We start from the raw sequence: 18,988 nt of genomic DNA, 5'->3' as shown, positions 1-18,988 counted from the left end.
TCATGTTAAGTGATACTTGTTATACAGTGATTTATATTGCAGCAATCGTTTTATTAGTATTTATTACAATAGTAAAAAAATGGTACATGCTTGATAAAAGAAATTTATTTCGTCAGAAATTATTTTGGATTTCAGTTTTAACACCTTTATTTTCCTTTATCTATTTTGGTTTTTTCACATGGTGGGGAAAAGAACCAGTACTCTCCGCACATGGCTATTCAAGATTTTACGAAATAAGCAAATTCCCTCTACTATTGCTAGCTAGTGCAGTTCCTTTGGCTTCGATCGTCAACAATATACATCGCACTATACAAACCGAAGCTCAGATCAACACCGCTGAAACGAAAAATGCAGTCGATAGATATTTAGCACATGAGAAAAACTTTATTGAGAAAACAAAGGAAATATTCGCCTACAATCTTCAAAGCGCGAGAGACTCAGATGGAAACCTCATTAAATTCAATGGCGAACCAAATATCACTTTGTTTACAGCAGATGAAATTAAAATTTCCAACCCATATCTTTTATATACAAAAATATACAACAAATCAACTATAGAGACCACATCTAACTTCACCGCAAACCCTGATTTTTTAGTGCAATTAAAGGAGTACTTAAACACAATTAATAATACTCTGTCGGTTCAACACTCTATAGATGAATATAATCCATTAAGTTACATGATTCGACTTAACACTTTGTCATATAATACAGCCTCGTTATTAGACCTGATATGTACATCCCCCATATCTCATGTATACTGTTTGATAAAATATGATGGGTATCAATTAAAAACATTTACACTTGAAGAACAAGTATTCGCCGATATTTTAGAAATATCATATCTTCTATCAAGAAAACTAATTCGTTTGATATATAATGAAGATATACCACATTACGACAACATTTATAATTACTTATATGTTGGTAAGTTGAGGTTTAAATTCAGAAAACACGCCAATTCTTTACAAGCATTTTCTTCGCAGGAATGGGCTGATTACGTTTCTGAAGCACTAACTCTAGTTCCTAACGAAGTTGGCGGCACTTTGGCGGCAGCGCATTAAAAATTAGTAAAATGGACAAACACTACATAACAATAACGCACTGTTTTTAAATGCAAACTACTGTTTTTGCTATAGTAAAAATGGTATGTAGGAATTTCGGACGCGGGTTCAACTCCCGCCAGCCCAAATTTCTCCATTGGTGATTATCAGAGTTATCCGCTGAAGTCCTAAGAGCCCGCACGGCGCAAGCCCTGCGGGCTTTTTTGTGTCTGTTATTGTCCGAGGACATCCGGCTAAATCCAGAGAAAATTGGTACACGTATAAGTATACGCTATCTATACTGTGGTCCATTAAACGTGTACCAACTATGGAAAGAATCCAGACATAGCGCGTATCACACGCCCCCTCACTAACAAAGAGCTCCTTAAAGCTAAGCCCAGAGAAAAAGAAACCATGGTCAGTTTTGAACGATATACTGACCTTTACTTGCGAAAAACGTCTTAGATTACAAACTCAAGGCACTAATACAGAGCAGAAGTTTTTCGGCTGCATTGCTGGCGGCATCCCAGATGTTAGCGATAAGAAGGGACTTAGTCAGAGTACTCTTTCAGCATGGCAAGAACTGCCCAACGAGCCGCATCGTCTGCAATATTGTCAGGCAAAGCATCAGCTCGCAGATTGATATAAGCATCAGCGGCCATTTTGATGGCCATGCTGACGGAGTCACAATCGTGCGTGGACAGCGTAGAAGTCAGCAGGCCATCAGGATCAATGCTGAGGAATTCAATGCGGCGAACGCCACGTTGCGGTAAATTTGCACGACGGTACAGCATAGGTCCCAGCACCTGCTCGCGGAAGAATGCCAACATACCCATCGCTTCAAAAAGTTCGCCCCTTCCCAGTTTAACCACCGCATAATGAAGCCAGATCCAGGCGCGGGACTCAAACCACTCCGGCGTCATGTTTGGCCAGTGAGCGCTAAACTTTGCCAGTTGTCGCTCCAGAGCAGTGTTATCACGGGTAAATAACACCGCTGGCTCCTCAACACGTTGAGTGAGCATATCCAGGGTGATGAATTTCAGATCGACATGAAGGAGTTCAGGGCCATACAGGCATATAAGCAGACGAGGCTCTCCGACATGTTCCCCGGTGAAAGCATGCAGCAGATGGCCTAATGTCCCGGCAAGTTCCCTACGCTGCGCCATGATTTCGTTGTAGTAGAGGGGATCTACGACAACGACAAAATCGAGGTCGGAGTATTTATCAAACCCGCCATGAACAATCGAGCCACCAGCAAGAAGGGAATGGATTCGCAAATCCGACTGAAATTTAAGCTTGAGTTGCTCTGCAAAACTTCTGTGTAAATCGGGTAACGTACTAAGCATACTTTTTCCTGTTCACAAAAAATACAAAGCATTTCAGAATATCGAGTAGTTTATATTCAGGCCAGATATTTTTTGCAGGAACAGCCATGTCCTTTGAAGACGCTCACTTAGCCGTATGACCACTATTGGTGGAGAAGACCAGAGAGCGAAGTGCAGCGTTTAGCTGGGGGAACGTTTGATCGTCTGCATTGGCAACGTCCTCAGATTCCATCGAATGGTGAAATCCTGCCCACCTTTCAGTCGTATTGCTAGCACAGTTTTAGAACGTCCTGTCAGAACGAGTAGCGGATATGCAAGCCAGGATAAAATGTAGTTAGTCAAACCATCAACAAGTAATCTGCCGACACGGGAAAATACGCCATAAGAATTGCTACTTCATCGCGTCTATAAATGTTCAGGAGGGTTCAATGTCTTCATCTTTTCAACATCGTATCATTCTTACCGGTGGACCAGGGTCAGGCAAAAGCACGATAATTGATACCATTAAAAAAAGAGGTTTTTGGTGTTCTAAAGAAGCTGGACGAGGTGTTATACAAGACCAGGTTAACATCGGCGGTGATGCATTGCCATGGGCCAATCAAACTGCGTTCGCAGAGCTCATGCTATCCTGGGAAATGCGTTCATGGCACGAAGCAGAAGGGCAAACAAGACCCTGCTTCTTCGACCGCGGTGTTCCTGATGTTGTAGGTTATTTACGCCTTTCAGAGCTTACCATACCGAAGCATTTGGAAAACGCCATCGAGAGATTTCGCTATAACCGAACAGTATTTATAGCACCACCCTGGCGTGACATATATGTACAGGATACCGAGCGCAAGCAATCTTTCGATGTCGCCGTCGCGACCTATCACGCAATGGTGCAAACATACCGTATGTATGACTATCAGTTGATTGAATTGCCATGCGTTTCCGTTGAGGAGCGTGTGGATTTTATCCTTTCCAGGATAGTATGCTGATAAAACAGCAACTACGCGTAATGGCGAATCCCCCTGCCTGAATCGGCCATCGTGGCATGAAAATACATTCTCTATGCGCGCCCTTGCAGACTGCAATTTATGTTTGTATGAAAATCCGCAATGAGGGTTTAAATTTTATTTAAGAGGGAATAAATGCGTACTCGTCCTGAATCGCCACGGATAATCTAGACACTTCCGAGCCGTTGATAATACTGGTTTTCATATTCTGTCGGTGACATCTGTTCGCTAGAACCATGCCGACGCTTACTGTTATAAAACATTTCGATGTAATCAAAAATATCGCTGCGGGCTTCTTCCCGCGTTCCGTAGATTTTTTTCTTTATCCGTTCACGTTTCAACAACTGGAAAAAGCTTTCTGCAACCGCATTATCATGGCAGTTACCGCGACGGCTCATGCTGCCCTCCAGGCCGTGTGATTTCAGGAACGACTGCCACTCATGGCTTGTGTACTGACTGCCCTGATCCGAATGAACCAGCACCTGTTTTTGGGGATTACGCCGCCATACAGCCATCAGCAGTGCGTTCAGGACAATGTCCTTTGTCATCCGGGATTGTATGGACCAGCCGATAATTTTGCGTGAGAACAGATCAACAACCACGGCAAGATACAGCCAGCCTTCGTGGGTCCTGATGTAGGTTATGTCCGTTACCCAACTCTCATCCGGAGCATCCGGATTGAACTGTCGCTGGAGCCTGTTGGGCGACACGATACTGGCCTCGCCTTTACGTGCCCGCGGGCTCCGGTATCCGACCTGAGCCTTTATCCCGACACGTTTCATCAGTCGCCAGACTCTGTTCACTCCGCACTGTTGCCCGCTGTCCCGCAGATCCAAATGGATTTTGCGATAACCATAGACGCATCCCGATTCCAGCCAGAACTGTTTAATCTGCCCTGTCAGCCTCAGGTCTGCCTGATGGCGTTGTGAATGCGGCTGCTGAAGCCAGGCGTAAAAACCACTGGGATGAACATCCAGCACCCGACAGAGCAGGCGAACAGGCCAGCAACAGGTGTTGTCACGGATAAAGGCGTACCTCAGTCGGACAGCTTTGCGAAGTACGCCGCGGCTTTTTTTAATATGTCCCGTTCGTCGGTAACCCGCTTCAGCTCTTTCTGGAGACGGCGGATCTCGGCCTGAGCATCTGACTCTTCTTTATTAGTGGAAGAATCTGGACCGTACTTCTTTATCCAGGCGTAAAGGCTGTGGGTGGTGATATCGAGACGTGTTGCAACGCTGGCAACAGAATAACCGCGATCAACAACCTGTTTGACTGCTTCAATTTTAAACTCTTCGGGATAACGCTTACCGCTCATGGGCACCTCTCTTTAAGCCATCTTAAATGACTCTGAGGTGTCTGTTAAACCCGTGGCGATTCATCCATCCTCTCGATTGATAGTCCTTTCACCTGAAAATCTCGTTCTGCTCTTTAGGTTCTGCCATAAAGATGATGCTCTGGATGGAAAAACTTACTGGGCAACGCCAGGGGGAGGAGTTGAGCACAACGAATCTTTTGAGCAGGCGGCGTTACGTGAATTATTTGAAGAAACGGGTCTGACAAGAAAAACGGCGGGACCACAAATAGCCTCCAGAACCTTTCCTATGATGTTGCCAGGTGGTGAGAACGTTCTTGCTGAAGAACGTTTCTTTATTATTACTGCAGATAAATCAGATATTGACCGCTCAGGTTGGAGTAACAACGAAAAAGAAGTCATTCGCGAGCACTACTGGTGGAGCTTAGAAGAGCTCAGACAAACTAATGAAATCATCTTCCCACTCGATTTGATAATTAACATACTCGAAGGTTCCCCCTGCACTTAACTCTCTGAAACGGCTTAGATGTCCACTTCTGGCACGAAGTGGACAAGTTACCTGAGCTGAAGGTCCGCTGTGAGCGAGAAGCGGACATTTGCGATTCCCTGGCAAGCGCGTTAACTAACGCTGTTAGTATTATTTCAATAATTTTGCCATCAACTCAAAAAACATAGGCAGGTCGCGGCTGAAAGAGAAGGATGCGTTTATAGCCTTGCGCGCGATTAAACCGTCAATAAAGGCAAAAAGAATAATCGTGACTTCCTCAAGGCTAATGTCCCGACGAAACTCTCCCGCTGCAATTCCGTCTACGATAATTCCCGCAATACTTTGCCGCATGATGGTATCACTGGATATATACGTTTTCTGCAATTCAGGGTTCCGCGCAGACTCCGCCATGATTTCAACCCACAGCTGATGCGTAACTGGGTAACCTACATCGCTTATGCACGATGTAACCTGCGCGCAAAGGCGCTCGAAATAAGTACCGTTAGACGGAGCATTGTGAGCGGTCAACGCTGAATTCTGCTCTTCAAGAACGATTGCCTTGATGAGGTCATCCTTGCTTCTGAAATACGTGTACATCGCTCCCTGGCTGATCCCTGCCCGGTTAGAAATTTCACGCACGCTTGTCGCACTAAAGCCTTTTTCTGCAAAACAGGCAGCGGCAGCGGTAATCAGCTTATGGTAGGTTTCGGTTTTCTTTAACATGTTGACTATTATGTTTAATCCAGGGCCCAGACTTTAGCGCGCTTTTTATCCTGGAGCCAGTATTGAACTCTGACCCCAGAATCAGACATTACTTCATAAGCGGCAATGCATTGAGCATGTTCTTCAGATTCAGCATATCCCAGGGTAAATGTTCAGCAAGTGTAAGGCCGACAGGTTCCGCTTTTGAGGTTGCCTGATCTACCAGATTTAGAACATCTGCAATAGATAGTTTACCTTCGGCGACATCACCAAAGTCATGTTCTCCTCTGCCAGGCCTGGCGAAAAGAACCGAACGGAAAAGTGACGGATCGAGAACGTCCAGATCAATGTGTATTGCCAGATGTTCAATATTTTCTCTCTCTACCCATTCCGCGACATCTTTCGCGTCGTTTTTAACCTTTTCAGGACCTATTGTCTCAATGCGATGACTAGCCAGATACTCAGCTTCATAAGGCAGTGGATCGTGGATACCTGCAATCATTATTTTTGAAGGGTTGAGTCTGGTGGATACATGAGCAACTAAATCTTTATCACCTGTCCCAATTAGCGCGCCAAGAACATGGGCATGGGCGTTTGGATATTGTTTGGAAGTCTGCACATCAGGATGAGAGTCAATCCAGAGCACCCCCAGGTTATCACCGTATTTATTGAGCAGATGGGCAAAAGGAGCCAGTGACACCAGGCAATCGCCACCAAAAACGACAATTGAATCAGGATCATATTTCTTAATCAGAGCGCCTGCATCGGTAAGCTGACTGATAATTTGAGGTTTGGCTGTGATGCCGTCCACTTCGGCCTGTGGCTCCGTTGTGGGCTCATCAACCGAAACAGACTCAAAAGGGCCATCTGATTCGGGGGAAAGATACGAGAGAAGCAGCGAGCCAAGATGATAGGCTGGATTATTGCCACCTTGCCATTGAGGGAATAAAAGCCTGAGCGTTTTACTGGTCATAATTTGCCTGTGCCTATTTATAAACGAAATGATTTGCGTGAAGTAATTACCCGCAAAATGAATGAACGTTCATTCATTTTTGATCAGTCGTTGATCCTTCGCAAGCAGGGCAGCACGTTTAGTAAATTAAAAAAGGGAAAGAATCTTTGCAGTCTTATTTCAACCAAAGTCCGCTTCTGGCACTAAGCTGACGACCAACAGAATCATGGGCCGTGACAAGCAACGAGCGAACATAGTTTACATCTCTACTGTTTATAGTAACGCTGAGTGGATGCTGGGTGCCGCAGAAGGGATGCTTCGGGGCGTATTGGACGTCGCACCAGCTCCCCACCGCAGTTCGGGCACTGGCCATTAAGTCGTTGGGTCACGCAATCTACGCAAAATGTGCATTCGAATGAACAGATGTAGGCACCTTTTGAATCAGGTGGCAGATCTTTATCACAGCATTCGCAATTAGGACGGAGTTCAAGCATGGTGCTCTCTTATTGTTAAAGGCACATCATTGGACATACCAAAAGCCCTCTATCGGTATCACTTTTGCGATAAACGACGTTATTGTTTATGCCCGTATTAAATAAGCATGGTCTACAGGCCGGAAAAATCAAGAGAGTGAATTATTTGATAGAAACGCTCACCTCCGGAAACGAACGACCAGCCTATAACGCCCCATCAATCACATAAAAATCAAACAGATAACACTTTTCATATCAACATTATCACAACGCTTTTTACACCTTCCCTTTCGCGCAAAAAACAAGACCCGCCACAAAAATAACCGTATTAATTGCTCACAGCTGCACTAAATGGATAAATAACGTTATCAGCACTTACAGTTTTTTCCTAAAGTCAGCGCTTCGTTTGTATGCCATGCTTCATTACGCTAATAACTTATAACGCTAAGCGAGGATATTATGAAAAAGACAATTATCGCATTATCTGCCATTCTGCTGGCTTCTCCTGTTATTGCCGCAACAACACACGCAACCGATAATGATGTAGCCGCCGCGCACGAAAACGCGAATACTGCAAAAGAAAAACTGCATCAGGCGCAGAATCAGGGCGAAGAGCAAAAATTAAAAGCAAAACATGCTGCTGAAGGTAAGCAAGATGACCTGAGCAGCAAGGTGAGTGAAGGTTCACAAAAAGCCTGGAATGATACCAAAGAAGGTACAGAAAAAGGCTGGAATGCAACAAAAGAAGGTGCAGAGAAAGGCTGGAATAAGACCAAAGAAGGTGCAGCCTCCGTTGAGAAAAAAATCAGCGAATAATCCTCCAGCCATTCAATAGTAAAAAGCCGCGAAAGCGGCTTTTTACTATTAGCATGATCCATCCTGCACAGCGTTGACACGTTCCTGACTTAAATCCGCAGAATGTGATGATGACAGAGTTCAAACGGACCCAACATGATGCCATGATCGTCACCGGGTGATAACCTTGTGGCGCCATCACCATCACGGTTGTAGACTGTCATACACTCATCCAGCGCCCCGCTAAAATACTGTCTGTTATTACCATAAGCTACAATTATATTAATTTTAGATAATCAGCCTCGCGCCTGCTGACAATAATGAGTAAAGGTTTACTATAGACCTGTCTTTTTTTAGCAGGAAAGTAAAATGAAAAAAACAAAAGGGTTGCTGATTATTGCCCTTGCTTTCACTCTGGCATCATGTGCTTCAATTCCTGAAAATATCAAAGGTAATAATCAACCAGATATACAAAAAAACTTTATCTCCGTGCATAACCAACCGGGGTTATATACAGGCCAGCAGGCCCGATTTGGGGGTAAAGTCATCAATGTAATTAACAGCAAAACGGATACGTTACTGGAAATCGCCGTTCTGCCGCTGAACAACGACGCTAAACCACAAATAGACGCCAGCTATCAGGGACGTATTATTGCCCAACAGAAAGGTTTTCTCGACCCGGTAAACTACAGAAACCACTTCGTGACTATTTTAGGGACAATTCAAGGGGGTGAACAAGGATTCATCAACAAAATCCCGTACAATTTTGTTAAAGTTGATTTACAAGGTATTCAGGTTTGGCATTTAACTGAGTCCGTCAACACGACTTATAATATGTGGGATTACGGTTATGGCGCATTCTGGCCAGGACCGATGTGGGGAATGCCCTACTCCGCAAATACCGTAACCGAGGTTACTCCAGAGCTAGTGAAATAATCTCTGAAGTACGATGACGCGAATAGACTCCGGAGCCGAGTGTTTGCCAACACGCTTTCTAATCACTCCGCGGTTTGCTTATTGCGTCATCGTGCTCCATGCGATCCTTCGCTAAATATTCATTGTTTCTGTTACATATAATTTTAACCGCTAACTTTTAGCGCGAAAATGGGCGTTACTCTTCTCATGCCTGACCATCTTCTGTTATTTACCGATAACTCCCCCACCCTGCATGCCATAAAAAAACATTTGTGCTTACGAATTCTTCAGGGATTACTATGAACAGAAAATGCTTACTGTTGATACCACTATTTTTTAGCAGCGTCATTATTACCGCCTGCGATAATAAACCTGCAGTAAAAACCCCCTCCATGGAGCCCGAGGTCGGCGTTGTGACCTTAGCGCCTTCCTCCGTGAATATTAAAAGCGAACTTCCTGGCCGCGCGGTTTCATTTGAGATCGCCGAAATCCGCCCTCAGGTTGGTGGGATCATCATTAAACGTAATTTTATTGAAGGTGACAAAGTCAGCAAAGGAGAGTCACTGTATCAAATTGATCCCGCCCCGTTGCAGGCCAGGCTGGATGCAGCCAGAGGCGCACTGGCAAAGGCGCAGGCGACGGCCAATAATGTGCGACTGACATTAAATCGGCAGTCAGCATTAATAAAATCCAATTACGTCAGCCGCCAGGACTACGACACGACGCGCTCACAGCTTAATGAAGCAGAGGCCAATGTCGCCGTCGCCAAAGCGGATCTTGAGCAGGCCACCATCAACCTTCGTTACGCCAATGTCACCTCGCCGATTGAGGGTATCAGCGGTAAATCCTCCGTAACCGTGGGCGCGCTGGTCACCGCGAATCAGGGAAACGCGCTGGTTACCGTGCAAAGACTGGATCCGATTTATGTTGATTTAACGCAGTCAGTACAAGACTTCTTACGCCTGAAAGAAGAAAAAGCCAGTGGGAAGATTGCCCAGCAAAAGGGCAAAATTCCGGTTGAACTGATGCTGGAAAATGGCAAGCCCTATCGTTATACCGGCACGCTTGAGTTTTCCGATCCAGCCGTCGATGAGACTACCGGTTCCGTGACCTTACGCGCCGTATTCCCCAATCCGCAGGGTGAAATTTTACCCGGAATGTACGTCACTGCATTGCTGGATGAGGGCAACCAACACAATGTTTTAATGGTCCCACAGCAAGGGATTACGCATAACGCGCAGGGAAAGGCCACTGCGTTAATCCTCGATCAAGAAAACGTGGTGCAACTACGCGAAATAAATGCGGTGAAGGCTGTAGGCAATCAATGGTTGGTGACGACAGGATTACATCCCGGCGATCGGGTCATTGTGTCCGGATTACAAAGAATCCGTCCGGGAATCAAAGCCAGAATCCTCGCTGCAAAACCAAACACACCTGACACGGTAACTGAACAGTAATATTTCAGGTATTAAGGACACTTTCTTCATGGCTAACTTTTTTATTGAGCGCCCGGTTTTCGCCTGGGTGCTCGCTATTATCATGATGTTTACCGGCGGTATCGCGATAATGAACTTGCCCATCGCGCAATATCCGCAAATTGCTCCCCCCACCATTACCATCAGCGCAGCCTACCCCGGTGCAGACGCCAAGACCGTTGAAGACTCGGTGACTCAGGTGATTGAACAGAATATGAACGGGCTTGATGGCCTGATGTATATGTCATCCACCAGCGATGCGGCCGGTAATGCGTCGATTATCCTGACCTTTAAAACGGGGACCTCACCTGATATAGCGCAGGTTCAGGTACAGAATAAGCTACAGCTGGCGATGCCTTCCTTGCCACAGGAAGTCCAGCAGCAAGGGATCAGCGTTGATAAATCCAGCAGCAATATCTTAATGGTCGCCGGTTTTATCTCTGATAATAACAGTCTGAGCCAATATGATATTGCTGACTATGTGGCGTCGAATATTAAAGACCCACTGAGCCGCACCCCCGGGGTCGGGAGCGTACAGTTATTCGGTTCGCAATACGCCATGCGTATCTGGCTGGATCCGCAAAAGCTCGACAAATATAACCTTACGCCGCAGGACGTTATTACCCAGATCAAAGTACAGAATAACCAGATATCGGGCGGACAGTTGGGAGGAATGCCGCAATCAGCCGACCAGCAGTTAAATGCGTCGATCATTGTTCAGACACGCCTGCAAACTACCGATGAATTTGGCAAGATCTTCCTTAAGGTTCAGCAGGATGGCTCCCAGGTTCTGCTGCGGGATGTCGCTCGTATTGAGCTGGGTGCGGAAAATTATGCCACGGTGGCACGTTACAACGGAAAACCCGCCGCCGGGATTGCAATTAAACTTGCCGCTGGCGCCAATGCCCTTGAAACATCTCAGGCCGTTAAACAAGAGCTGAACAGGTTATCAGCCTGGTTTCCGGCCAGCATGAAAACCGTTTATCCCTATGACACTACCCCCTTTATCGAGATTTCAATTCAGGGTGTGTTTCATACATTGATCGAGGCAATCATCCTGGTATTCCTCGTCATGTACCTGTTTTTGCAAAGTTTCCGCGCGACGCTTATCCCCACTATCGCGGTTCCGGTTGTTATTCTCGGAACCTTTGCGATACTCGACGTCGCCGGTTTTTCGATCAATACGCTCACGATGTTTGGCATGGTGCTGGCAATAGGATTGCTAGTTGATGATGCCATCGTGGTGGTTGAGAACGTAGAACGTATTATTGCCGAAGAGCATTTGTCACCCAAAGCGGCGACGCATAAAGCGATGGGGCAGCTCCAGAGAGCGCTGGTTGGTATTGCCGTCGTTTTATCCGCCGTGTTTATGCCAATGGCGTTTATGAGCGGGGCAACGGGTGAAATTTTCCGTCAGTTTTCCATCACCTTAATTTCCTCCATGCTGCTGTCGGTATTTGTGGCGATGAGCCTGACGCCCGCACTCTGCGCTATGCTGTTGAAATCCCACGAGGGAGAAAAAGAAAACACCCATTTTCTGTTTACCCGTTTCAATCACTTCATGGAGAAATGCACCCATCACTACACTGACAGCACCCGTAGGTTATTACGTTGCACCGGACGCTATATGGTAGTCTATTTAGTGATTGGCGCTGGCATGATGGTGCTGTTTCTCCGTACTCCCACCTCCTTTTTGCCAGAAGAAGATCAGGGCGTTTTCATGACCACGGCACAATTACCTTCCGGTTCAACGATGGTAAATACCAGCAAAGTGCTTGGGGAAATAACGGATTACTATCTGACAAAAGAACAGAAAAATGTTGCGTCTGTTTTTACCGTTGGCGGATTTGGCTTCAGCGGACAGGGGCAAAATAACGGTCTGGCATTTATCAGCCTGAAACCGTGGTCAGAACGCGTTGGCGAAGAAAACTCGGTTACCGCCATCATTCGACGGGCAATGATGGCATTAAGCACCATTAATAATGCCGTCGTTTATCCGTTCAATTTACCCGCAGTCGCCGAATTGGGTACCGCTTCAGGTTTTGATATGGAGTTGCTGGATAACGGTAACCTTGGGCATGAAAAGATGATGCAGGCCCGCAACCAGCTCCTGGCTTTGGCCAGCCAGTCACCCGATGAAGTTAACGGGGTGCGCCCAAATGGGCTGGAAGATACGCCGATGTTTCGCATTCATGTCAACGCGACAAAAGCAGAGGCGATGGGTGTGGCATTGTCGGATATCAACCAGACCATCTCTACGGCGTTTGGTAGCCGCTACGTCAATGATTTCCTTAACCAGGGGCGCGTTAAAAAAGTGTATGTCCAGGCCGATACGCCGTTCCGTATGTTGCCGGACAATATCAACCACTGGTACGTACGTAACGCCTCCGGCGCGATGACGCCGCTTTCAGCCTACTCATCAACCGAATGGACCTACGGCTCTCCCCGTCTTGAACGCTACAACGGACAGCCTGCAATGGAAATTCTCGGCCAACCGGTCGCAGGGAAAAGCAGCGGCGATGCGATGAAATTTATGGCATCACTGATTAATAAACTGCCCGCGGGCGTCGGTTATGCCTGGACGGGACTGTCGTATCAGGAGGCGCTGTCCACCCATCAGGCGCCAATGCTGTACGGCATTTCTCTGATCGTCGTATTTCTGGCGCTGGCGGCACTGTATGAAAGCTGGTCAATACCATTTTCCGTAATGCTGGTTGTACCAATTGGGGTGGTCGGTGCTTTGCTGGCGACCGATCTGCGTGGCCTGAGCAATGATGTTTACTTTCAGGTTGGCCTGCTCACCACCATGGGACTTTCAGCTAAAAACGCTATTCTGATCGTCGAGTTTGCCGTCGAGATTATGCAAAAAGAAGGAAAAACGCCGCTTGAAGCCGCGGTGGAAGCTGCGCAAATGCGTTTACGTCCTATTTTGATGACGTCATTGGCCTTCATTCTGGGGGTTATCCCACTGGCAATAAGTGACGGCGCTGGCTCTGGCGCGCAAAACGCCGTCGGTACGGGCGTTATCGGTGGAATGCTGGCCGCGACCGTGCTGGCGATCTACTTTGTTCCGGTCTTCTTTGTTCTTGTCGAAAACATGCTGGCGCGATTTAAAACCCGACATTGATTCCCTGCCCTTGTAAGTGCTTATCCCTGGGATCGGGTAATAAGATCCCAGGAATGGCGCTTCGCTTATCAGATCTAGAGTAGTTAGCAGACACAGCTATCCAGCGAGTTTCCTCGTGGATAGCTGGGCGAGTTATTTTATTGTGAGGGGAAATGTGGGTGTGGGGACAGAGGTTGTCAATTCTAACTAAAGCCAGGCTATCAAAACGGTTAATCAGTAGTGCAGACCGGCCCCCTTCAGATTTACGGTCAGTTCGCCTAATTTCGTATCCGGGTGTTGATGACACATGTTAATCATTTTCGGAACAGCGACAGTTTCCACCTCATGCAGCGGAACATAATCATCGCCTTTAAAGTCAGAATTTTTATTAACGATCACAAAGGCAATTGCCGTCATGTATTGCCGACTCATATCAGCAAACTCTTTACAGGTCATATCTTGTGGCGCAGCTTCGGTTGCCTGAGTAGCAAACGCACAGCTCATCGGTGCCAAAACAGAGGTCATAATAACAACAGCTGAAACCATCATTTTAATATTCACGATACACTCCAGAGGCAATATTAATGGTTATTGGCAAGTTTGTCTGTTGCTACCAGGTTCGTATTCCTGCGCAGACTGATAAAAGCCAAAGAACTGAAGATCATCTCGACCCCAATAAAAATCGAGGTAAACACGTAAGACTTGTCGGGATCCATATTCAGCCATACGCCAGCAATAAGCAGATCTAAAATGCCGATAAAAATGTTCCAGCCATAACCCGGACTGCGGAACATTTGAACTCCGGAAGCCACACGAAAAATACCGCCAAGAATAAACAAGCAGCAAAAAACCATAGCCAACGAATTCATGCCAATCACCGGGTTAACAAGGAAACAGTACCCCAGCAGTAACCATGCGATAGCAAAAAATGCATAGGTAAATTTGGCTTTCAACTGCTTCTTCCCGGCGCTAAACAGGCTATAAATAGAATAAAAACCGCACACCAGGAACATAAAACCTGTCGCATAGCTTAAATAAACGCCAGCAGCGATAGGATAGATTAAGCAGCAAATACCACATACCAACAACAGCACCGCCATAATTGTTGCGTGTCTTTTATAATGAGAAAGTGTTTTTTCGTTAAACGTTCTCAGGGCTTGCTGATTAAAAATGAACATACATCCTCCGTTACATGTAAACGTAATGTAACCTACTAATAAAAGAGTTAATACTCACACAATACATATCACTTACAATGAAATAATAAGACTTCAGATAAGGATGCGTATATAAGAAAAAAGGAATGTCGTTATCCGTTTAATCCTACACATGTCAGACGTCTGACACCTGTAAGATTAAGCGCTCATTATTCTATCCTGGCTCTGATTCCTCTCTTTAAACTTATTTAATATGATTATTGCGTTTGGTGAACAATACCAACTTTATTCAGGAGAACGTAATGAAAAAGATTATTCTTGCAGGTCTGCTTGCAACTATGATGGGTTCAGCTCCGGTAATGGCATCTGCCACTACTCCCACTGCGGCACAAACAGCCACAGCCAATGTACAAAAAGAAGCAGCCGATATTATGCAGGTCGCCGTACAAGGCGCCAATGCGATGCGCGATATTCAACTGGCTCGTCTGGCTCTGTTTCACGGACAGCCTGACAGCGCAAAAAAATTAACCAATGACGCCGCTTCCCTGCTGGCAGGCGACAGCAGCGACTGGGCGAAATTTGTCAAAGCAGCGCCTAAGGCGAAGATGATTGACGATCAGTACGTAATTATTAACGCTACGATCGCATTATCAGAAGATTATATTACTACGCCGGAAAAAGAATCTGCTATCAAAACCGCGAACGGCAAAATGGCCAAAGGTGACTGGAAAGGTGCAGTGGATACCTTGCAACTGGCAGGGATCAGCGTGCTTCAGACCCAATACCTGATGCCTTTGAATCAGACGCGTAAAGCCGTTGCCAGCGCCCAAAAACTGCTGTCCACGGGTAAATTTTATGAGGCTAACCTTGTGCTAAAAGGTGCTGAAGAAGGTATTGTTATTGATAGCGAAATGGTGGGTGCAGGCCAGTAATACTCTGTACTAACGAGTGATGAATCAAGACATTTCTCTCCGGATCGGGCAGCTACGGCTACCCGATCCGGGGGGATTAATGGCTCATCAGACTGTCGATCTCAATTTCAATTTCTCGCATGACAGCAACAATTTTCTGTAATGCCTGCTGCCGTACAGCCAGCGGAAGATCGTCATGTCGCATAGACTCAAAAGGTTCGCACAGCGTCTGAAGCGCGGTGATACCCAGAATTTGCGCCGAACCATGCAACCGATGAAGCGCCCGTAAAAACAGCTGCGGCTCATCTTGCGCAACGGCTTTCTCAGCCGCTTGTAAATCACTCAGCGTTGCTTCGCGGAATGTTTCGAGTATCTCGTTCATTAATGCGCGATCGCCACCAGTATTTTCAGTCAGTACATTGAATTTTAAATGCCGGATTGCACAAGGTGACGCATAGCCCGTGTCGATTTTGCTCAGTTCATGCGTCAGCGTCTGGATTGACACCGGCTTAAACAGACACAAATTCATACCGTTTTGCAGACATCGATCGCGTGACTGCGGGAGCGCACTGGCTGTCAGCCCCCATATTTGCAAATGAGGTTGTTGACGACGTAGTGAAGCTGCGAGATCAAACCCGTCTTTCTTCGGCATATTCACGTCGGTTATCAACAGGTCGTATGATTTTTTGGCCATTTTGGCTTCGGCTTCCTCACCATCACAAGCCTCATCCACGCTGTAGCCAATGGTATTCAACTGGCGTTTAAGCAGCAGGCGATTAGTTGGGTTATCGTCTGCGATCAGAATCGACAGACACGGTAGCGGTAGCACAGCGCCAGGGGTATCCCCATCCGCTACTATCGACTGTCGGGCAGTTTCAACCGGCAGCGTAATCGTGAACGTGGTTCCCTGAGCCGGAATACTCCTCAGTTCCAGCGTACCGCCCATCAGCGTTACCAGTTCTTTGCAAATAAATAACCCCAGACCAGACCCCGTTTGTTGACGTCCGCAACGCCCCTGAGCATAACGATGGAACAGTCCAGCCTGCTCTTCTTCGCTAATGCCACAACCGGTATCACTGATGGCGATTGTCAGGGTGCCGTGATTATCTGTGTCCGGAGTCAGTCGGGCCGTAACATGAATACTGCCCTGCGCCGTAAACTTCAGCGCATTTCCCAGCAGATTGGTGAGAATTTGCCGCAAAGCCTGCTGATCGACAAATACCCGCTCATTTACTGGCAACTGGCTGACGCAGGCAAGCGATATACCTTTCTGCCTGGCCAGGGCATCGAAAGAGTGGCACTGCAATTCAATAAGCTGCGAGAGATCGGTCCACTGGGGAACAACCTCATATTTTCCGGATTCAATCTTATCAACGTCCAGAATCTTACCAATCAGTCCCAGCAATGATTGAGCCGTCGCCCCAGTCAATGCAATGGCCTCTTTGCGTTGTGCCGGACTGAGCTCAGAGCTTGAGAGTAATTCCACAAAACCAACAATCGAGCTTACCGGGGTACGTAACTCATGACTCATGCTCGCCAGAAAACGGCTTTTGGCTTTTGTGGCGGCAATCGCTTTATTCTTTTCGGTCTCCAGCTCTTGAGATAAAACCTCTTTCAGATGCAACTGTTCTTCCAGTAACCGCTGCGATTGCTTTCTTTTACGGACTTCACGGGAGAGTGATATCCCCCAGATCAGGCTAATAGCAATAAGTACCAGCGCAAATAACCCCAGTTGATAGAACTGTTTGCTATATCGGCTCCAGATATCAACCTGGGTATTGGAAATCTTCGACCACTTCTCCGTCATCTGTAAAATTTCACGCGGAGGTATGGCTTGCAGGGCCTTATCAATGACAGACTTCAGCATCGGCTCATGAGAAGAAATAGCAAAACTCACCGCTGCGCCTGGCATATCAGGCAGCCGGAAGAAGTGCATATTATTCTGGTAGTAATGATCGGTAATGAACTTTGCCGACAATTCGGTCGCGATTGCCGCATCAACGTCGCCCTCCTTGACCATAGCCATTGCAGCGCTACCGGTATCCGCATTCACCCAGGTCACCTGCGGATACTGTTGTTTGAGGCCACGTTCCAGAATATGTCCGGCAGGCAGAGCAATACGTATCGGTTTTCCCAGCAGCGAGTCGGCTGTTTCCTGGCGCGATGTGATAACCACGAATGCAACATTCATCAGCGGATCGCTCAATGCCGAATCATCCTGGTTTTGGTTATTCGGGGCGATCGTCGGATACATATCCCACTGCCCACCACTGATGAGTTTGGTCTGTTCACTTCTGGACGTGGCCAAAACAGGTTCAAAATTAAGACCCGTTTGCAGATGAATAATATTCAGCAAATCGCCAAGAATACCACGTAACTCGCCGCTGCTATCTACCAGCGTATAGGGTGGATAATCCGGGTTGATCAAAATGCGGATAGTATGTTTATTCTTCAGCCATTCTTTTTCCTGATGACTGAAAGGAATGGGCGCATTCAGATAAGCAAGATTACCGCGATTTAACCAGTTCTGCATCACCTGCATATGGATTTCATTACTTATTGACGTAATAAAACCATCAAGAATATTTCTTAATAGCGGTTGATTTTCATTAACCACAAAATAATTATATTGTTCTTGCTTATCAAAATAATGCGTAATAACCAGGGATTGCGAGAAATACCGCGAGATACAATGACTAGTGGTAATATTGTTACCAATATAATATTGGTTATCATCGTTCACCACCGACGCCATTGCCTGATACTCGTCGTCATAAAATGAGACTTTAGCATCAGGAAAAGCGTCCTGGATAACGTTAAGAAAAGGGCAATCCCGCACACAGGCGACGCTGACCTTATGGTTCGTCATCAGCGGTAGCATCGTGTTTTTTAATGACGTCACAAGCGTCGGCCACGTTGTGAGTAATGCCGATGTGCGCAGTAAATGCCCGCCGACATCCTGCCGCCGGGAAAGCTGGGTTATCAACGTATCAACATCATTACTGGCGAGTGCGGCAAGCGCCTGCTGCTCGTTATCATATTGCTTTATAACAATTTTTACATTGAGACTTTTTTGCATTAGCGCAAGGTAGTCCGCGTTAACGCCCCGATAATTTTCCCCGCTGTTTTGATAGACAATAGGTGAGACTTCCGGTAACCAGGTGCCAACCACTAATGTTTTTTTATGCGCCAACCAGTTTGTTTCTTCCCTGTTTAAGCTGATATTTTGCACCGCAGTATTATAGTTACTTTTTAGTTCAACCTGGCGCGCTGAACTCACATCCGTAGATAATCCGATGGTAAATATGACCATCAAAAAAATAAATAAGCGTTCCAGCAT

At 46.5% G+C, this 18,988-nt stretch carries 15 protein-coding genes and 1 pseudogene; 8 read left to right on the top strand and 8 right to left on the bottom strand.

Features of this window, described 5'->3' with window-relative positions; translation table 11 throughout:
* Positions 1–2 precede the first annotated feature (2 nt).
* Entirely contained in the window at positions 3–1,064 is a 1,062-nt protein-coding gene (locus ICA20_RS05990; RefSeq protein WP_051594477.1) for a hypothetical protein, read from the top strand.
* Positions 1,065–1,594: 530 nt separating this feature from the next.
* On the opposite strand, the gene ICA20_RS05985 is transcribed toward ICA20_RS05990, so the two are convergent.
* A complete protein-coding gene (locus ICA20_RS05985) occupies positions 1,595–2,389 on the bottom strand; it encodes a nucleotidyltransferase domain-containing protein (RefSeq protein WP_038632796.1) in 795 nt (264 codons plus the stop codon).
* 407 nt (positions 2,390–2,796) lie between these two features.
* On the opposite strand from ICA20_RS05985, the gene ICA20_RS05980 reads away from it, so the two are divergent.
* Complete coding sequence (locus tag ICA20_RS05980; protein ID WP_038632799.1) at positions 2,797–3,345, top strand: AAA family ATPase; 549 nt, start codon at positions 2,797–2,799, stop codon at positions 3,343–3,345.
* A 185-nt stretch (positions 3,346–3,530) separates the two neighbouring features.
* On the opposite strand, the gene ICA20_RS05975 is transcribed toward ICA20_RS05980, so the two are convergent.
* A protein-coding gene (locus ICA20_RS05975; protein ID WP_096755719.1) for an IS3 family transposase occupies positions 3,531–4,678 on the bottom strand; the annotation gives its coding sequence in 2 pieces (ribosomal slippage) (positions 3,531–4,441 and positions 4,441–4,678; 1,149 coding nt in all).
* A 52-nt stretch (positions 4,679–4,730) separates the two neighbouring features.
* On the opposite strand from ICA20_RS05975, the gene ICA20_RS05970 reads away from it, so the two are divergent.
* Positions 4,731–5,183, top strand: a complete 453-nt coding sequence (locus ICA20_RS05970; RefSeq protein ID WP_038632808.1) for an NUDIX domain-containing protein — start codon at positions 4,731–4,733, stop codon at positions 5,181–5,183.
* 110 nt (positions 5,184–5,293) lie between these two features.
* On the opposite strand, the pseudogene ICA20_RS05965 reads toward ICA20_RS05970, so the two are convergent.
* The 3 genes and pseudogenes from ICA20_RS05965 to ICA20_RS05955 form a co-directional block, all read right to left on the bottom strand.
* Positions 5,294–5,885: pseudogene (locus ICA20_RS05965) on the bottom strand (TetR/AcrR family transcriptional regulator).
* 88 nt (positions 5,886–5,973) lie between these two features.
* On the bottom strand, positions 5,974–6,837 hold the full coding sequence (locus ICA20_RS05960) for an arginase family protein (protein WP_038632816.1): 864 nt from the start codon (positions 6,835–6,837) through the stop codon (positions 5,974–5,976).
* Between the two features lie 245 nt (positions 6,838–7,082).
* On the bottom strand, positions 7,083–7,310 hold the full coding sequence (locus ICA20_RS05955; protein WP_071888005.1) for a DUF1272 domain-containing protein: 228 nt from the start codon (positions 7,308–7,310) through the stop codon (positions 7,083–7,085).
* Positions 7,311–7,748: 438 nt separating this feature from the next.
* Between ICA20_RS05955 and ICA20_RS05950 the strand changes: the two genes are divergently transcribed.
* The 4 genes from ICA20_RS05950 to ICA20_RS05935 all read left to right on the top strand — a co-directional run bounded on the left by ICA20_RS05950 (position 7,749) and on the right by ICA20_RS05935 (position 13,601).
* Positions 7,749–8,105, top strand: coding sequence for a hypothetical protein (locus ICA20_RS05950; RefSeq protein ID WP_038632820.1), 357 nt, complete (start codon positions 7,749–7,751; stop codon positions 8,103–8,105).
* Positions 8,106–8,453: 348 nt separating this feature from the next.
* The gene (locus ICA20_RS05945; RefSeq protein ID WP_038632823.1) at positions 8,454–9,020 is read left to right on the top strand and encodes a Slp family lipoprotein; all 567 of its coding nucleotides are present in this window, start codon (positions 8,454–8,456) and stop codon (positions 9,018–9,020) included.
* A 278-nt stretch (positions 9,021–9,298) separates the two neighbouring features.
* The gene (locus ICA20_RS05940; RefSeq protein ID WP_038632826.1) at positions 9,299–10,456 is read left to right on the top strand and encodes an efflux RND transporter periplasmic adaptor subunit; all 1,158 of its coding nucleotides are present in this window, start codon (positions 9,299–9,301) and stop codon (positions 10,454–10,456) included.
* Between the two features lie 28 nt (positions 10,457–10,484).
* Complete coding sequence (locus tag ICA20_RS05935) at positions 10,485–13,601, top strand: efflux RND transporter permease subunit (RefSeq protein WP_038632829.1); 3,117 nt, start codon at positions 10,485–10,487, stop codon at positions 13,599–13,601.
* 213 nt (positions 13,602–13,814) lie between these two features.
* Here ICA20_RS05935 and ICA20_RS05930 read toward each other — a convergent pair whose 3' ends face one another.
* Positions 13,815–14,129: an HdeA/HdeB family chaperone gene (locus ICA20_RS05930; RefSeq protein WP_051594538.1), complete on the bottom strand. Its 315-nt coding sequence runs from the start codon at positions 14,127–14,129 to the stop codon at positions 13,815–13,817.
* Between the two features lie 32 nt (positions 14,130–14,161).
* Positions 14,162–14,758 (bottom strand): DUF308 domain-containing protein, encoded by a 597-nt coding sequence (locus ICA20_RS05925; protein ID WP_038632835.1) that lies wholly within the window; start codon positions 14,756–14,758, stop codon positions 14,162–14,164.
* 281 nt (positions 14,759–15,039) lie between these two features.
* Here ICA20_RS05925 and ICA20_RS05920 point away from each other — a divergent pair, with 281 nt between their 5' ends.
* Positions 15,040–15,669 carry a YfdX family protein gene (locus tag ICA20_RS05920; RefSeq protein WP_038632837.1) on the top strand — a complete coding sequence of 210 codons (630 nt, stop codon included), beginning with the start codon at positions 15,040–15,042 and terminating at the stop codon, positions 15,667–15,669.
* 76 nt (positions 15,670–15,745) lie between these two features.
* Here ICA20_RS05920 and ICA20_RS05915 read toward each other — a convergent pair whose 3' ends face one another.
* Positions 15,746–18,988, bottom strand: a complete 3,243-nt coding sequence (locus ICA20_RS05915) for a transporter substrate-binding domain-containing protein (RefSeq protein WP_038632840.1) — start codon at positions 18,986–18,988, stop codon at positions 15,746–15,748.

This window comes from Citrobacter sp. C5_2 (assembly GCF_014596845.2).
GTDB lineage: Bacteria > Pseudomonadota > Gammaproteobacteria > Enterobacterales > Enterobacteriaceae > Citrobacter > Citrobacter werkmanii.
Note: the sequence above shows the minus strand (reverse complement) of the source record. Positions and strands in the feature narration are given on the sequence as shown.

Bases quoted from the DNA above. Each gene is read 5' to 3' on its own strand.
- ICA20_RS05990 (WP_051594477.1), top strand. From the start codon at position 3: ATGTTAAGTGATACTTGTTATACAGTGATTTATATTGCAGCAATCGTT.
- ICA20_RS05985 (WP_038632796.1), bottom strand. From the start codon at position 2,389: ATGCTTAGTACGTTACCCGATTTACACAGAAGTTTTGCAGAGCAACTC.
- ICA20_RS05980 (WP_038632799.1), top strand. From the start codon at position 2,797: ATGTCTTCATCTTTTCAACATCGTATCATTCTTACCGGTGGACCAGGG.
- ICA20_RS05960 (WP_038632816.1), bottom strand. From the start codon at position 6,837: ATGACCAGTAAAACGCTCAGGCTTTTATTCCCTCAATGGCAAGGTGGC.
- ICA20_RS05955 (WP_071888005.1), bottom strand. From the start codon at position 7,310: ATGCTTGAACTCCGTCCTAATTGCGAATGCTGTGATAAAGATCTGCCA.
- ICA20_RS05950 (WP_038632820.1), top strand. From the start codon at position 7,749: ATGAAAAAGACAATTATCGCATTATCTGCCATTCTGCTGGCTTCTCCT.
- ICA20_RS05945 (WP_038632823.1), top strand. From the start codon at position 8,454: ATGAAAAAAACAAAAGGGTTGCTGATTATTGCCCTTGCTTTCACTCTG.
- ICA20_RS05940 (WP_038632826.1), top strand. From the start codon at position 9,299: ATGAACAGAAAATGCTTACTGTTGATACCACTATTTTTTAGCAGCGTC.
- ICA20_RS05935 (WP_038632829.1), top strand. From the start codon at position 10,485: ATGGCTAACTTTTTTATTGAGCGCCCGGTTTTCGCCTGGGTGCTCGCT.
- ICA20_RS05930 (WP_051594538.1), bottom strand. From the start codon at position 14,129: ATGATGGTTTCAGCTGTTGTTATTATGACCTCTGTTTTGGCACCGATG.
- ICA20_RS05925 (WP_038632835.1), bottom strand. From the start codon at position 14,758: ATGTTCATTTTTAATCAGCAAGCCCTGAGAACGTTTAACGAAAAAACA.
- ICA20_RS05920 (WP_038632837.1), top strand. From the start codon at position 15,040: ATGAAAAAGATTATTCTTGCAGGTCTGCTTGCAACTATGATGGGTTCA.
- ICA20_RS05915 (WP_038632840.1), bottom strand. From the start codon at position 18,988: ATGCTGGAACGCTTATTTATTTTTTTGATGGTCATATTTACCATCGGA.